Source organism: Microcoleus sp. B4-C1, assembly GCF_036705285.1.
Lineage (GTDB): Bacteria > Cyanobacteriota > Cyanobacteriia > Cyanobacteriales > Microcoleaceae > Microcoleus.
This window is the reverse complement of the sequence record NZ_JAUBUC010000002.1, coordinates 23793-39036: the sequence shown is the minus strand read 5'-3', so window position 1 is coordinate 39036 and position 15244 is coordinate 23793. Positions and strand designations below refer to the sequence as shown.

The following is a 15244-nucleotide window of genomic DNA, read 5'->3' as shown; positions in this document are numbered from 1 at the left end:
TTTTCTCACAACTCAAAGGAAATATTATGCAGGAAATGTGGAAAACTTTTTTTACTTCCGGGCCATTTATTCCTCACGGCCACTGCTATCTCTGGCATACCCCGTTAGTCTGGCTTCACCTAGCCTCAGATTCTATCATTGCACTCGCGTATTTTTCCATCCCGATTACATTGGTTTATTTTATTTCCAAACGCGAAGATTTGCCCTTTAATTGGATCTTTGCCCTATTTGGAGCCTTTATTGTCGCCTGTGGCATCACTCACATATTTGAACTCTGGACACTTTGGCATCCTAACTATTGGCTTTCAGGAACAATGAAAGCAATTACTGCCCTTATTTCATTAGCTACAGCCATACTTTTGGTAGACTTAATGCCTCAAGCCCTAGCACTCCCCAGTCCCGCACAGTTAGAATCCGCCAACCGACTCCTAGAAGCTGAAATTGTCGATCGCCAATTAGCCGAAGCTGCACTAAAAATAGCTAAAGAAGAATTAGAAATTCGAGTTGAGGAACGCACCGCAGAGTTAAAGTCTCAAACTCAACATTTAGAATTGGCAAACCGACTCCTAGCATCGGAAATTATCGATCGCCAATTAGCCGAAGCTGCACTAAAAATAGCTAAAGAAGAATTAGAAATTCGAGTTGAAGAACGCACCGCAGAGTTAAAGACTCAAACTCAACAACTCGAACAAGCCTTGTCTGAATTGAAGCAGGCTCAATCAAAGCTAATTCATAGCGAAAAAATGTCATCTTTGGGGCAATTGGTCGCTGGGGTTGCTCATGAAATCAACAATCCGATTAACTTTATTTACGCGAATGTTACTCACGCTCGCGAGTATGCCGATAGTTTGCTAGAATTGGTGAATATCTATCAAGAACAGTATCCGAATCCCTTACCCACACTTAAAGAAAAACTCCAGTCTGTAGATTTAGATTTTATTATCTATGATCTACCAAAAATATTAATTTCTATGAAAAACGGGGCCGAGCGCATTCTCGGTATTGTCAAGTCGCTGCGAGTTTTTTCGCGCCATGACGAAGCCGATATGAAATTAGCCGATGTTCACGAAGGAATTGACAGCACACTGATGATTTTGCAAAGCAGATTGAATGCTAAGCCCGGTTTGGCGAATATTCAAGTTATCAAACAATATGGCAATTTACCCCGAATCGAGTGCTACCCCGGACAGCTAAATCAAGTGTTTATGAATATCCTGGCTAATGCTATTGATGCTTTAGAAGATGACAGCCACAGCGAGTCGATTGCAGCCAATGAAGCTGATAGCCGCATCATCAAAATTTCTACCCAACTTTCAGACAGTGAAGTGGTAGAAATCCGAATTAGCAACAACGGGCCAGAAATAATCGAATCGGTGAAAAACCAGTTATTCAATCCATTTTTTACCACTAAACCAGTAGGTAAAGGCACGGGATTAGGTTTATCTATTGGCTATCAAATTATCACAGTAAGACATCAAGGCGAATTGCAGTGTATTTCTGCACCTGGGAAAGGTGCAGAATTTATTATTAAAATTCCGATTAGCCTGCAATAAACCTTTCAGAAATCCCAGAAAACCTAAATTCAACTGTTAGTAGTCACAGGTAAAAGTGTTGAAAAAAAAAACACCCATATCTCCGAATTATTTAATAATTCGGGTATCTAACACAATCCTGAACTTCAAACCTCGCACATAAGATTATTGCTCAACTTTACCCATTGCTCCACGCTTAAATCTTCAGCGCGAGATTGAGGATTTATCTGTAACTCTTCTAGCAATTGAACGAGTTTATCTAAGTCCACAGCCCCTTTCAAATTATTTCGCAGCATCTTGCGCTTGCTACCAAATCCCAACTTAACTAAATTCTCCAAATAGCGCGGATTAACCGCCGGAGTTTCTATCTGTCTGGGAAGCAGCCGCACCACGGCAGAATCGACTTTTGGCGGCGGAAAAAAGTCTTTAGACGGCACATCGCAAATTAACTCGCATTCTGCTAAATACTGCACCCGCACCGACAGCGCGCCAAAAGCTGTCGAACCCGGTTTAGCGTAAAGCCTTTGGGCCACTTCTTTCTGCACTAACAGCACGATCGCATCGAAGGGTTTAGCAGCAGGAACAGAGATTGTTCCCAGCAGTTTTTGCAGAATCGGGCCGGTAATATTATAAGGGATATTGGCAACAACTTTATTGGGATTTTGGAATTTGGGAAAGGCTGTTAGTTCAGCCTCTAAGTCCATTTCCAGGATGTCGCCTTGCAGCAATAAAAAATTGTCGGTTTTGCCGAGTTGTTTGGCTAGCTTGAGACACAAATCTCGATCGATCTCCACAGCTACAACAGACTCAGCCGCAGGCAGCAAGCGTCGAGTCAAAATCCCCGTGCCCGGCCCAATTTCCAGGACGCGATCGCCATCCAAAGAAGCCGCTTTCACAATCTTATCTAAGGCTTTCTCGCTTTTGAGCCAATGTTGAGCAAACTGTTTCCGGGGTCTGGTCGATCGCATTTTTTGAATTTTTGGAGAAATCTTAGCCTGTCATTCTATCACAGCTCAATATCTTTTCCCAACCTACGGTGATGTTTATTTTTGTTAACAGGGGTTGAATTAACCACAAAACTTGGGCACTATAATAAGGACAAACGATAAAAAATAAATTTATTTCTTCCCAATTACCAACAGCACAACACGGAAGGCACGGAGACAGGGATAGCTGTTTTTCCAAATAACCAATAACAAATATAGCAATCCTTGCAGGAGTCGTAAATTTTTTACCCCACCCCAACCCTCCCCTTATCAAGGGGAGAGAGTAAGAAATTTACAAATGATTTAGGATTGCTATAACCAATAACAAATAACCAAGAACCAATTACCACTTCCCCAAAAATGAAATTCCAACGAGTATTTGGTACATTACCCAAAACCACAGCCAGCGCCCCCGGCCGAGTAAACCTGCTGGGCGAACACACAGACTACAACGATGGATTTGTACTTCCAACAGCGATTCCCCAGCGCACCACAGTACAAATCGGCTTCAGCAGCGACGATCGCCACCATTTTTATTCAGCAGAATATGACGAACTGATAAATTATTCAGACGACGATACCATACCGCAAAAATTTGTCACTTATATCTGTGGCTGCCTCAGACTTTTAGAAAAAGAAGGATACAAAATACCGCCAATAAATCTCTACATTACCTCGACTGTGCCGATCGGAGCCGGTTTGTCCAGCAGCGCCGCTTTAGAAATAGCAACCCTCAGAGGAGTGCGCGCCCTGCTGAACCTCCCCATAGACGACGTGCGCCTAGCTCAAATCGGACAGCTAGCCGAAATCCGATATGCCGGCTTGAACTGTGGGATCATGGATCAAATGGCGTCGAGTTTAGCAGACACCAACACCATGCTATTAATCGACACCCGCAGCCTCGAATGCCGCCCGATACCTTTTCCCGCAAACACAGAAATTTTAATAATTGACAGTGGCGAAAGCCACCAACTCGCCGCAGGAAGCGGCTACAACCAGCGGCGCGCCGAGTGCGAGGAATCCGCGCGGATATTGGGAGTTAAAGCTCTCAGGGATATCGCCGATCCCCAAGCTGTCGAAGTATTGCCGGAACCCCTCAGAAGACGAGCGCGGCACGTGGTTACTGAAAACAACCGCGTACTCGAAGCGGTAAAATCTTTACCAGCCAAACGTTTTGGCGAGTTAATGAATGCTTCCCATGCCAGTCAGCGCGACGACTACGAAGTTTCGGTGCCGGCAGTAGACACGCTGGCGGCCATCTTGCAGTCAATCCCCGGAGTTTTCGGCGCAAGGCTGACGGGCGGAGGTTTTGGCGGTGCTTGCGTAGCCTTGGTGGAGAGTGGGAAAGCGGGTGTTATTGCATCCGAGGCGATCGATCGCTACCAGCGCGCGGGTTATAGTGGCCGCGTTTTGGTTCCCGAAATTAAAGTTAATTCTTAACTCCAGAACTATCTCCCGGTAGGGAAGGCCACCGCACAGTCACGATTACCGATTCCTCCTCGGCCGACCAATAATGAGGCACTCCCGGCAGCCAGAGAGCATAATCTCCTTCGCGAGAAAGCAAGATTTCTTGCTCTGGAAATTGCAGGCGAAACCGCCCTTTTACCAGGATAGAAAGCGTCGTGGCTTCTGCATTTACCGCCCACTGAGTCCTACAATCTCCGGCGGGGTGAGTGCCCCATTTTACCTCTAATACAGAAGTCGATCGCGGGTCATCTTCCGGCGTCATAAAGTGACCCGCAAACCAACCGCCCCGACTTGCACCTTCAGCGCCCGCATTTCCGAAAACCACTTGAGATGACATCAGCTAATCAGGTAAACAACAAATAGCTTGAGAGCACAAACTCTACGTTTGGTACTCAAGGACATCCCGCTCGATCGCTCGTGTCGTAGGGACACTTTAATAGTCCATAGGTGTCAACTTAACGTACAACCGATAGTCCCACAGTCCGACAGGGGTTGAAACCCCTGCCTCAAAGCTAAAGTCGTCTGAAGACGACTAATGAGTTTTTCAGTCCTCTTTGAGAGGACTTTAGCTATTAGACAGGGAATTCATTCCCTGGCTGCCTCAAAGCTAAAGTCGTCTGAAGACGACTAATGAGTTTTTCAGTCCTCTTTGAGAGGACTTTCGCTATGAGACAGGGAATTCATTCCCTGGCGGACTAACGGGTGGGCGGGAGGACTGGTGGACAAAAAGCTTAAGTTGAACACCTATGGGCTTGGCCTAAGTCCCTACACTCGCTGTGTCCCTACAAGGGCTTACCACCAAAAGTGCGATACTTACTTGCGGCCCGAAGATTGACCTTCCGTAGTCGCTATTTCCCCAGCTTCCATCAACTGCTTAAAGCGACGTAAATCATCTGCAATTTGCTGTTCGGGAGCTTCGCCAAATAGTTTAGCAGCACCAGCACCAATTGCACCGCCCGGAGGGTTGTATTCGATGACAACTTTTACCTCTGTACCCCGTCCCGCTGGTGCCGGTTGAAAGCGCACAAAGCCAGAATTGTCAATATCAGATCCTTCCACAGACGCCCAAGCAATTAAGCGATTTTCTTCTTCGCGGACAATCTCTGCATCCCATTCCACACTATTGCCCATCGGCGCGCTGGCAATCCAGTGAGAACGTGTTTCATCGATGACCGTAACGTGTTTGAGATGCTTCATAAACCGAGGCAAGTTTTCAAAATTGCGCCATAAACGGTACAATTCATCAGCCGGTTTGTCGATCGTCACCGTCTTTTCAACTTTAATGCTTTGATTGGCATCTGCGGCCGACTGCAAACCCTCTACAACCCCCAGCCCGCGAGCCGCTAAACCACCGCCTGCAACCGCCAGCAAAGCACCTCTCAAAGAACGCTGCGACAAACCAAAAAGCACCAGCGCCCCGCCACCAATTAAAGATGCCCAGCGTTCGGTATCGCCGGTGTTAGTTTGGTTTTGTTTGTCGGAATTTGTCATTGAAGTAGATTCCATTGGTTTAAACCTCGTGAATTAATAGCGAAAAATAGCAGCTAAAGGTGCCTCGTCCGGCACTTGTTCCGGCGGCATCGCGTAAACAGTTCCGCCGTTGAGAATAGTTTGAATTGCTGCCGCATTCAACAAATCAGCGTCGCCCAATTCTGCATCGGGGTGGATTTGCACCGCGTTAGTATCGGGATTAAAAGTACCCCACTGCTGAACGCCAAGAGCAACAAATAGTCGATCGACCCGTCCAAAATAAGCAGCCGAAACAGCTTCTTTCAAATCCGCAGAAATTTTATCGCTGCTTCTGCTCGGACTGGCTCTAGCAATCCCACCGCTTCTTTCTTATCAAATCCGTACTCTACTATTTTGTGTTCAGCCTCTCTGATTAAATTTTTGAACCGAATCGGATTTTGTTGAATTTCTGTTGAGCGAGCGACTGGCATATAAATTGATACGCACAATCCCGGAGATTGTTGTACCAGTGCTTTGAGTTCCTCTGCAGATATTAAGTTCACCGCTGAAACTCTTTTTCTAATAAGGGGTTGTGTAATGAAAACAACAGATTCTTTAAAATGTATCTTTCCTGGCGCGGCTCCGGCGTCTGCCTAAAGTAATGATCGCCTGCTGTAGAGCATTTCATCCCCGGACTAAAACGGGGGTTTAAAGCTCTTGTCGCTTTTACTGCCCGCGTCCTGGTTTGCAATCTACGAAACCTAATGCTTCTGTGTCGAGAAAACTGGCGATCGCCATTTCGATCAGCGCTTCGATCGGATATTCAATTTCCGCAGCACGCGCGATTAGAGCTGCTTTAATTCGTTCTGGCAAACGTCCCAAAATAACTTCGGCATCAGCAGGAGAAAGTTGTTCTTGAAGTTTGGCTTGCATGGCATTCACCTTTGGGTTGGAATTTGAACGTTGTACGGAGGTTCAGTGGCTCTTAGAATGATGGCTTCTAGCTCCAATAGTAACGCAGGGTTTTCACAGTGAGAGATTAATTGCATTGCAATCCGCACATCCTCGTCATTGTACTTATCGAGCCACGCCCATAAAAAAGCCTTGTGCCCGCCACTGAAGCGTCCTCGTAGGCTCTTGGTTTTACCGATGTAAAGTAATCCGTCAGTTATGTGCCTGACTGCATAGATGCCAGGGCGAGCAGGAATCTTATCAAACTCACGGGTCAAGGGTTGACATTGCTCGAAAGGAGTGAAGGCGATCGCATCTAGAATTCTCCGCGCTTGGGCTTGCAGTTCAGAATCGTTTGTTGGCATGGAAGCAAGAAGGCTAATTGCACAGAAATCATGTTCCCACAAATTCTGTTATAGCTCCCAAATAAACGGAATTGAACCGTTTTTTTGTCGATCGTACTGAGACAATACTCGCAGCAACCATTGGCGCGTTGTTTAATGAATTGTCGTTGCTGCTGTGTGAGGCGGGATTCAGGCATAATCAACGATATCGGGTTGAGGATTGATGCCGAGGGTTTGCATGAGCTCCGTCAGAGGTTGGTTGCGGAAGGTTGCGAGTTGAATTAAGGCTTGAATGCGGGTAACGTTGAGTTGTTCAAGGCGATCGCTCATTTGGATCAGTTGCTTGTGTTCTTGGGGAGTCAGGGTTTCGGCATGACGCTTGGCGATGAGGGCATGGTATTCTTCCCAGGTTTGTGCACTAAAGCCGATGTTAATTTGTTGCAGCAAGTCGGCTTCAGTAGGTTGGGTGGTTGGAAGTCTAGGCTGGAGGCGTTCTTGCAGGGCGTTGAGGATGTAGCGATCGGGTTCAACGCCCTGTCGAGATGCTTCAGTGCGGATCTGGTGTTCGAGTTCGGGAGAGAGGTTGAGGGTGATGGTGGTCATGGTTATCTTGGCAGCAACATCTATTCATCATTTTAGCGATCGGGTTTTCACATTATCAAAAACTATGGCTGAGATGAAACTCCGATCAAAATATCCAGATTCACTCAGACAAATTATCAAAAATGCTTTGTCAGAAAGACTCCCTAGCATTGAAGCAGGAATTAAACGAATGAAAGAGCGACTTCAAGAAAATGTATATAGCAATCCTAAATCATTTGTGAATTTCTTGCCCCCTCCCCTTAGCAAGGGGAGGGTTGCAAAGTGGGGTAAAAAACTTACGACTCATTTAGGATTGCTATATTGCTAAATCTTCTTTTCACTTAGCACTTTTCGCAAGGCCTTGAGAGCATCATCAAGTCCGGTGTCCAACATAGCTCCACCTGTAAATTTAACCAGATCTGATGAATTAACGACAACCTCAATGCTATCCCCACCTGCTACCGCCAGCTTAAAAAATTGAGCCTGTTTCATGATAAAACCATTTGGCAATGTGTAGTTAGTAGAATCGTCTCTAGTTGAAACTGCAACTACATCTCGATAATAAAATTCATCATCTCTTTCATTAACAGGAACGCCTCTCATGAAGTTATAGTCACATTGATAAGAACTGAGTTTGTGTTCTGTTAAATGTATGATTGTTACGGCATTGAGGCTAAATCGAATATACTTATCCTTACCTTTCTTCCATGTGAGTTCCTTATTTAGGATACCATAAACTGACCAGAGAATTGGACCACGAATTACAACCGAGTCTCTGATTAATTCAGATTCCTCAATATTGAGACGCTGCAATGAGCGTTTTTTGAGATTTTCGATATCGTCAAGTAGCCAAGAATCAATGGTTAGATCCCCAGGAGCATCCATCATACGTTTAATCTCGATAAACAACCATGCTCCTCCTATCATTAGAAAAATTACACCCATGCCTAATGTAGAGGAATGTGGCAGGAAGATGAAGCTGAAAATAATAAGAATGATTTGCCATTTTATCTTAAGTTTCTGAAAATAATTGCGGATTCTCTTACGCTTATCATTCTCCGAAACGGATTGACTTAATGCGATACCTTGGGATGCTTCCATTGAATTTTATCCAATCAGTTAATTTGGTTTACAAGATCCATGTACATTTGATTACCAGTCATCGGTAGTTTTACTAGCAATGCTCGCAATCTATCAATGTTTGTCTCACCAGGACGAATAAATTCCAATATGCTTTCGATGGATGGTGATGGGCAGTTCATTCCGTTGCCAACGTAATAGTCATATCGAACAAGTGCTCGAAACCAATAAACAGTTGCGTCAAAATCACCCATAGCACTAGCCGTAGCCAACAATTGATCGATTTCTTCAATTTCACTACGTTTCAATATTTTGGGTCGTCTGCCTCTGAGCAATGCTAGTGCCAGATAGTAGTAGACATAAGCTATTGATGGATTAGCTTTAATTGCATCATTGAATAAGTTTATTGATTGCGGATAAGACTTTACGTCCAACAATTTAATACCTTCATTCAATAAAACAGCGGGATCTGGTGATGGTTGGGCTTCTACATTGATGTTATTAACTTGTGTGTGGACACGTTGATTACGCTGGTCGTAGGCCATGATTTTCTAACTTCTCACTTCAGTGACTATTCATCTAAAAATCGTAGCTAGCTGTTAAGCTGTCGCGCATTTAAATTGCATATTCGGGACGGGCTAGGAGCAACGTCCCACAAGACTTTGATTATTTCTTGACATACAGTTTAAATGCAAAACAGCTTATCCGCCGTGAACACCTGTCAACGTCACAACTGTTAAAACAGTTGTTGAACCATCTCAATAGATTTTGCGATGCCTGCGATAATACCACCAACCTCAATCGCATTTTTCAGGAAGTCCTTCGCTGTACCAAGATGCTCCAATATGGAATTTTTATTTGGTTCAGGTTTTTTGGCTTGATCGACAGCCTTCTGAATTTGATATTGAACATCTGTGACTATCTCAGCATCGATAACTTGAGCCTCACCAGCTTTTGATATCTCATCCTTAAGTTTTTCCAACTCACTGATGAGATCTGTTGGATTTTGAACATTACCAAAATTGATATTACCAGCAGAATTGTACTGATAATTCACTTTTTGACCACGCATATCGAACGCTGACATATTTTTTTCTCCATCTAAATCAACAATGTATCTAAAAGGTTATACGGGATATATGAACTACTTACAGGTCATTTACCAGATTTCAGTAAATATACGGAGAGCTTGCCTGCACAAAAACACTATTTTTCTGAATACACGGAAAGTTTCCGTGATTCTGTCAAACAGATAAGGAACGGATACTATAGCAACCGCCAAGTGGTTAAGGCATTTACGATCGTTGAGTCCTAAGCAAAGTCGAAAGGCTCAATAACCAAAGCGCCTTGGCGACTGCTGTAACATTGGTTAAACTCGTCTGAAACCTTTGTCTCTCGCTTACTTCATTTATCGCCCCACACTCACACCGCGATATAATTCCTCGATCGCCAGTTCCAACTCAATACTCTGTAAAGTATTATTTGTAGGTTAGGCGCAGGCAGGAAGTGGCTCATAAACGAGTTGCATGAGTTTTTCTGAAGGAACGGTTTCCATTGCATAGGTATTACCTTGAGCATCGGCAAAATCTACTAGATAAGCGCGATCCTCAAAGCTCATGAGAATAGTGCCAACTTGTCCCGGTCTGAGCAAAATTGGCTGAGAGGTTGCTTTATGGATTGCCTGAATTTCTGCGGTCAAGGCAACAACATCATACTCGTGTAACGTCATCACAACCTCCTCAATTATTGACAGGATAGGTATTCGCTCTTTTTTAACCGCTGATTAACGCAGATAGGAGAATGGCGTTCGCTATTTTACCCTAAACAAACAAAACCCGCTAGATGCGGGTTTCATTTTAATAATTGCTATTTAACTAATTACTACATCACAACTGCACTCATCAAAGTTTGCACGTTTTGTACAACAGCAGTAGTAAAATTATGAGTCACAGGCAAACTGTCAACGACTATTCCGGCACACAATAGCATCAGGTACAGAATAGAGTATTTGAAGAGCGATCGCGCAACAATCTTATCCTCTGGAGTCTGCAACAGCAACCAAGCTTTTTGGGCAAAAATAGCACCGAGGAAAATAGCTGTTCCCGCATACACCGCGCCCGCTAAATGCAGGGGATAAACTAGCAGCAAAGTTGCAGGAATCATCAATAGCGTGTAAATCCAAATTTGGCGGGCTGTCTCTTCGTCGCCCTCAATTACGGGTAACATCGGCACGCCTACTTCCTTGTATTCATCGCGAATCATCATTGCTAATGCCCAAAAATGCGGCGGTGTCCACAGGAATATAATTCCAAACAGCAGCCACGCACCCCAACTCAAATCTCCCGTAACCGCAGCCCACCCAACAAGCGGGGGAATCGCCCCTGCTGCACCCCCGATGACGATGTTTTGCACGCTGTGACGCTTCAGCCAGTGGGTGTAAATTAGGACATAGAAAAGGATGCCTGACATTGCTAGTAATGCGGCTAATAAGTTGGCAACAACTGTGAGCAATGTAAAGGATATTGTAGCTAGGGCGATCGCAAATATCAAAGCATCCCGCTTCTTGACACGCCCGGAAGGAATCGGCCGCCACCGGGTGCGCTCCATAATATAATCGATGTCGCTGTCGTAGACACAATTAATGGTATTCGCCGACGCAGAAGCTAAAGCGCCTCCCGTAATAGTTGATACCAGTAATAGCGGATCTACTTCTCCTTTTGCCGCCATCCACATTCCTGCTGATGTGGTGATTAGCAGCAGTAAAATAATTCTGGGTTTTGTTAGTTGATAGTAACTTTTCACGACTTGCGAAAAGTTTTCGTGGAGACGGGGGCTATTGTTTGTAAGAACTTCTTGCATCGGTTATTAGTTGTTAGTTTTCAGTTGTCAGTTAGTTGTCATTGGTTCGTAGGGGCGGGTTTTACGAGAGATATCTGCCGTAGCTAAAAGGATTAATAAACCCGCCCCCACCGACGAGAGATAAATCAGCCCTCTCTTACTCAAGGAATAGATAAATCTGCGTTTTAGAGAGTGTCCGGTTGATTGGTGCTTGTCTGGGCGGGGCGGGTTTAGGAAACTGTTGGCTTTTATCGAGAATGATGGTGAACCCGCCCCTACAAGACCTTGGATTATAATAATAACGATGCTACCGGACATAATATTACTCTCAAGCTGATAAAACTCGATCGCGCCAAGCTAAAACACTAAAAGCTATCAGGGTTCCCAGCAAAGCAGCACCGACTGCTTGGTGGGCGACTGTCAGCGGTTCTACCTGAAGGTGCAGCCGGAAAGTTGCTAATCCCAGAACTAATTGAGCAATGAGGCAAACACTCGCCCAGTTAGCCAGTTTTCGCAATTTTGGGCTCAGTGCAGGCTGCCGCCAAGCCATGACTGCTACGGCTAAAGTCGCTGCTGTAGCTGGTACGATACCGGCGATGTGGCTGTTCATTACCGAGCACAATTCTGAGGAGTCCAAACATTGGTGCAGTGCCCATCTAGAGCCTACTAATGCTCCTAGCAAACTTTGCAGGTAAACTAATAATGCTGCGATCGAACTTACCCAAGCCAATTTGCCTGCATTTCCTGTAGCTTCGTAGGGAGTCAGCATGAAACCGATGACTAGCAGGGCGCCAAAAAATAGTAAAGCTGTTCCCAAGTGAGCGGTAACGATGTCAAATCTCAGCAGTTGTGTTACTGTCAAGCCGCCCAATACGCCTTGAAAAACGATTAAAAATAGTGCTCCGGCGCTCGCCCAAGGCAGCCATTTTGGCAGGCGGCTGCGGTAAAACAAAGATAGTCCTAAAAGTGCGATCGCGCTCAGGCCAATCGCTGCTGCGTCCAACCGGTGAAACCACTCCAGAAATACCTGCAAATTCATTTGCGCTGCAGGTATTAATTGACCGTAGCACAGCGGCCAGTCGGGGCAAGCGAGCCCCGCATTCATGACTCGCGTGGCGCTGCCTACTGCCATTAACAGCCAGGTTGCGATCGCAATTTTCCACACTAAGCCGCGGATAATATCTTTTGGCTGCCACTGCACTCCTGCTGCTTTTGGCTGATTTAAAACTGAGTTTGCCATGAACTTTACCTTAGCCTTTGTTATCGATCGAACTTAATGAAATAGCGAGCTTTTACTTTTGCTGAGCTTAGCTGAGCTTAACACTCTTTTTCGGTGACAAACCGTCATATATACTACCTTAGCGACATCGCAATCCAATTAGTTTGTCTTTAGATATTTTTCAACTTTCCTCTTTACATTACAAAGTATTGCAGCTATTTTTATAAATTTCAACAAACTTTAATTATTTTACCGAACCCTTTGCTGTTACAGCCTCCCTCCCTGTCCCCCTCGCGGAGAAAAATAAAGATATCATTAAGAAAAGCTTTTTTTGAAAGGTTTATGATATATACCCAACTTTAACGTAAAAATTTGTAACTAAATACAGGACTGAAGAGTTACCCCCTAGGTGTTATTCAAGGTAGTTCTCAGGTTTACTCACCTTAGATTGTATAATTCAGTTCCAACACTCAGCGTTTTATCTAATCCACCAGTTATCATTTCTTGCCTGCTTAACTAAATTGGGAATGGAGGAAGTGGCGCTCTTGCAGGGTAGGGTTCACTAATCTTTGAATCGGTAACTTATAAAAATTCCTGCACTTTTCTGGTGGAACCACCTTGAAGGCATTCAGACTAAACAGTGCGATCGCTATTTTTACTAGGCCAATGTTACTGAATTATATCATGTCCGGGCGATCGCATATAATAAGGGAGTAGTGACTACTGGATTTTAGGCTTGCATGGTGCCTCTGCTCCGAGATCATCAATTGATAGATCCAATCCCTCTATCTGACGAACCATACATCAATTCTGGCTCGCCAAGTTAAAATCACTTTTTATCCTTGGTCAATGTTTTTGAATCTAGCCTAATAACTAATGACTAATGACTAATGACTAATAACTAATGACTAATGACTAATGACTAATGACTAATGACTTCGTTATTTCAAAAATCTAAAAATATAAAATTATGTCACAAAAAAATGAAACTGCTGTTCTCATCTTATCCCTCCTAATTACGATCGGACTAGCCGGTGCAGGTATTTGGTGGCTGACAAGCCGAGGCGGCATCAATGTCGGGGGTTTATCACCCCAAAATCCGACATTTCCCAAGCCTCCGACTAATTCGTCGCAGTCAGATCAGGCAATTGAGCAGCGTCTGAGTGCCGGACAAAAAGTGTTAATTCCAGAGCAAGCCACAACAACCAAACAAACAGCAGTACAGGCGATCGCCTCTGGCAACTATAACGCAGCTATTTCCGATTTACAAGCTTCGCTGAAAACCAATCGCAACGATCCAGAAGCCTTAATTTACCTCAACAACGCCCGCATCGGCGATCGGAAATCCTACACAATTGCCGCCGCAGTTCCCATTGGAGGCGATATCAATGCGGCTCTAGAAATTCTGCGGGGCGTAGCTCAAGCTCAAAATGAAATCAACCAAAGAGGCGGCGTTAGCGGGACTCCATTAAAAGTGCTAATTGCTAAGGATGACAACAACCAAGAAATGGCTGCCCAAATTGCTACTGCTTTAGCAAATAATTCGGAGATTATAGGAGTAATTGGGCATTTTGGTTCAGATACAACGCTAGCAGCTAGCAAGATTTACCAGCAAAAACAATTAGTAGCAATTTCTCCCACAAGTACGTCAGTGCAGCTCTCAGGAGTTGCCAACAATATATTTCGGACAGTGCCGAGCGATCGGTTTGCAGCTAATGCTCTTTCCCGTTATATGGTGGAAAAATTGCAAAAGCAAAAAGCTGCTGTATTTTTTAATTCTGCTAGCAGTTACAGCAAATCTTTAAAAGATGAATTCACGACGGCTGTTTACGGAGATGGAGGACAAATAGTATTGGAATTTGACTTTGCTAATGGCAATTTTAATGCCGCCGATAGCGTTAAAAGTGCGATCGCCCAAGGAGCAGAAGTGATTCTGTTAGCATCCGATTCAACCACGATCGACCAAGCTTTGCAAGTAGTGCAAGTAAACGGCAAACGGCTGCCCTTACTAGCAGGAGACGGTGCTTATACTGCTAAAACACTGCAAATCGGTGGCGCAGGAGCAACAGATATGGTGCTAGCTGTTCCTTGGCACATTCTCGCAGATCCGCAGTCCAACTTTCCCCAAACATCCAAACAACTTTGGAATGCTGAAGTAAGTTGGCGCACAGCTTTAGCCTACGATGCGACGATCGCCTTAATTGCCGGTATAGGGCGCAATCCGACTCGTACAGGCATTCAACAAGCTTTATCGGCGTCAGATTTTTCGGCAAATGGAGCATCGGGCCCGATTCGGTTTTTGCCTTCGGGCGATCGTAATCGAGCAGTTCAATTAGTAACTGTTAAACCCGGAAATCGCACCAGTTACGGTTACGAATTTGTGCCGATTAATTAAAAAACAAGTTCTGGTCATTTGTCTATGTATAAGCTGTTCTCCATTTAAATTGTGTGTCAAAAATCACTCAAATTATTGTGGGATGGGCTTCTAGCCCGTCCCGAATATGCAATTTAAACGCGCAACAGCTTAGCAGAAGGAAGAAGGAAGAAGCAATAAAATCAATCGTGTCAGCCATTAAGGATCGCGAATTAAATAATTTACACAAGTTTGTGAGTTGGGCGTCCCGCCCGCCCTTTCTGGACGGGCGGGACGCCCATCCCACAAGAACCATCAAAATTCTAAGTTATTTAATTCTCATTCCTAACAAGTCCTAACCGTCTTGGCGGTTGCTATAAAATCTACCATTGTTCCTTGGCGGGGGCAGCTTGATGGGATTTTTTGTTAGCGCGATAAAGGTT

18 protein-coding genes are annotated in these 15244 nt (G+C 44.7%); 4 read left to right on the top strand and 14 right to left on the bottom strand.

The annotated features are described in order from the left end of the window. The first annotated feature begins 26 nt into the window (after positions 1-26). Positions 27-1553, top strand: coding sequence for an ATP-binding protein (locus QUB26_RS01105; protein WP_333240469.1), 1527 nt, complete (start codon positions 27-29; stop codon positions 1551-1553). Positions 1554-1678: 125 nt separating this feature from the next. Here the strand turns inward: QUB26_RS01105 and rsmA are convergent, their stop codons facing one another. Continuing rightward, the gene (gene rsmA / locus QUB26_RS01100; protein ID WP_333209787.1) at positions 1679-2500 is read right to left on the bottom strand and encodes a 16S rRNA (adenine(1518)-N(6)/adenine(1519)-N(6))-dimethyltransferase RsmA; all 822 of its coding nucleotides are present in this window, start codon (positions 2498-2500) and stop codon (positions 1679-1681) included. Positions 2501-2878: 378 nt separating this feature from the next. Between rsmA and galK the strand changes: the two genes are divergently transcribed. Then, a complete protein-coding gene (galK, locus tag QUB26_RS01095) occupies positions 2879-3958 on the top strand; it encodes a galactokinase (protein WP_333240467.1) in 1080 nt (359 codons plus the stop codon). On the opposite strand, the gene QUB26_RS01090 is transcribed toward galK, so the two are convergent. From QUB26_RS01090 to QUB26_RS01060, 7 genes are all read right to left on the bottom strand, one after another. Continuing rightward, positions 3948-4322, bottom strand: a complete 375-nt coding sequence (locus QUB26_RS01090; RefSeq protein WP_333240465.1) for a signal peptidase I — start codon at positions 4320-4322, stop codon at positions 3948-3950. The genes galK and QUB26_RS01090 overlap by 11 nt on opposite strands. 476 nt (positions 4323-4798) lie before the next feature. Further along, the gene (locus tag QUB26_RS01085) at positions 4799-5491 is read right to left on the bottom strand and encodes an SRPBCC family protein (RefSeq protein WP_333240462.1); all 693 of its coding nucleotides are present in this window, start codon (positions 5489-5491) and stop codon (positions 4799-4801) included. A gap of 18 nt (positions 5492-5509) precedes the next feature. Beyond that, entirely contained in the window at positions 5510-5761 is a 252-nt protein-coding gene (locus QUB26_RS01080) for a hypothetical protein (protein ID WP_333240460.1), read from the bottom strand. After that, positions 5758-5997 carry a hypothetical protein gene (locus QUB26_RS01075; RefSeq protein ID WP_333240459.1) on the bottom strand — a complete coding sequence of 80 codons (240 nt, stop codon included), beginning with the start codon at positions 5995-5997 and terminating at the stop codon, positions 5758-5760. Before QUB26_RS01075 ends, QUB26_RS01080 begins: the two co-directional genes overlap by 4 nt. 163 nt (positions 5998-6160) lie before the next feature. After that, positions 6161-6367, bottom strand: coding sequence for a hypothetical protein (locus QUB26_RS01070; protein ID WP_333056716.1), 207 nt, complete (start codon positions 6365-6367; stop codon positions 6161-6163). Between the two features lie 5 nt (positions 6368-6372). After that, entirely contained in the window at positions 6373-6750 is a 378-nt protein-coding gene (locus QUB26_RS01065; RefSeq protein WP_333240457.1) for a GIY-YIG nuclease family protein, read from the bottom strand. Positions 6751-6918: 168 nt separating this feature from the next. Next, positions 6919-7332: a hypothetical protein gene (locus QUB26_RS01060; RefSeq protein ID WP_333240453.1), complete on the bottom strand. Its 414-nt coding sequence runs from the start codon at positions 7330-7332 to the stop codon at positions 6919-6921. Here QUB26_RS01060 and QUB26_RS01055 point away from each other — a divergent pair. Further along, positions 7331-7639, top strand: coding sequence for a hypothetical protein (locus tag QUB26_RS01055; RefSeq protein ID WP_333240450.1), 309 nt, complete (start codon positions 7331-7333; stop codon positions 7637-7639). The two genes, QUB26_RS01060 and QUB26_RS01055, sit on opposite strands and share 2 nt — an antisense overlap. On the opposite strand, the gene QUB26_RS01050 is transcribed toward QUB26_RS01055, so the two are convergent. From QUB26_RS01050 to QUB26_RS01025, 6 genes are all read right to left on the bottom strand, one after another. Further along, entirely contained in the window at positions 7636-8412 is a 777-nt protein-coding gene (locus QUB26_RS01050; protein ID WP_333240448.1) for a hypothetical protein, read from the bottom strand. The two genes, QUB26_RS01055 and QUB26_RS01050, sit on opposite strands and share 4 nt — an antisense overlap. A 14-nt stretch (positions 8413-8426) precedes the next feature. Then, a complete protein-coding gene (locus QUB26_RS01045; protein WP_333240446.1) occupies positions 8427-8936 on the bottom strand; it encodes a hypothetical protein in 510 nt (169 codons plus the stop codon). A gap of 191 nt (positions 8937-9127) precedes the next feature. Further along, positions 9128-9478, bottom strand: a complete 351-nt coding sequence (locus QUB26_RS01040; protein WP_333240443.1) for a hypothetical protein — start codon at positions 9476-9478, stop codon at positions 9128-9130. A 402-nt stretch (positions 9479-9880) separates the two neighbouring features. Continuing rightward, positions 9881-10120 (bottom strand): DUF4926 domain-containing protein, encoded by a 240-nt coding sequence (locus tag QUB26_RS01035; RefSeq protein WP_333240441.1) that lies wholly within the window; start codon positions 10118-10120, stop codon positions 9881-9883. Between the two features lie 152 nt (positions 10121-10272). Further along, complete coding sequence (locus QUB26_RS01030; protein WP_333240439.1) at positions 10273-11250, bottom strand: heme o synthase; 978 nt, start codon at positions 11248-11250, stop codon at positions 10273-10275. A 307-nt stretch (positions 11251-11557) separates the two neighbouring features. After that, positions 11558-12469, bottom strand: coding sequence for a heme A synthase (locus tag QUB26_RS01025; protein WP_333240437.1), 912 nt, complete (start codon positions 12467-12469; stop codon positions 11558-11560). A 949-nt stretch (positions 12470-13418) separates the two neighbouring features. Between QUB26_RS01025 and QUB26_RS01020 the strand changes: the two genes are divergently transcribed. After that, positions 13419-14843, top strand: a complete 1425-nt coding sequence (locus QUB26_RS01020) for an ABC transporter substrate-binding protein (RefSeq protein WP_333240434.1) — start codon at positions 13419-13421, stop codon at positions 14841-14843. Positions 14844-15244: the final 401 nt, after the last annotated feature.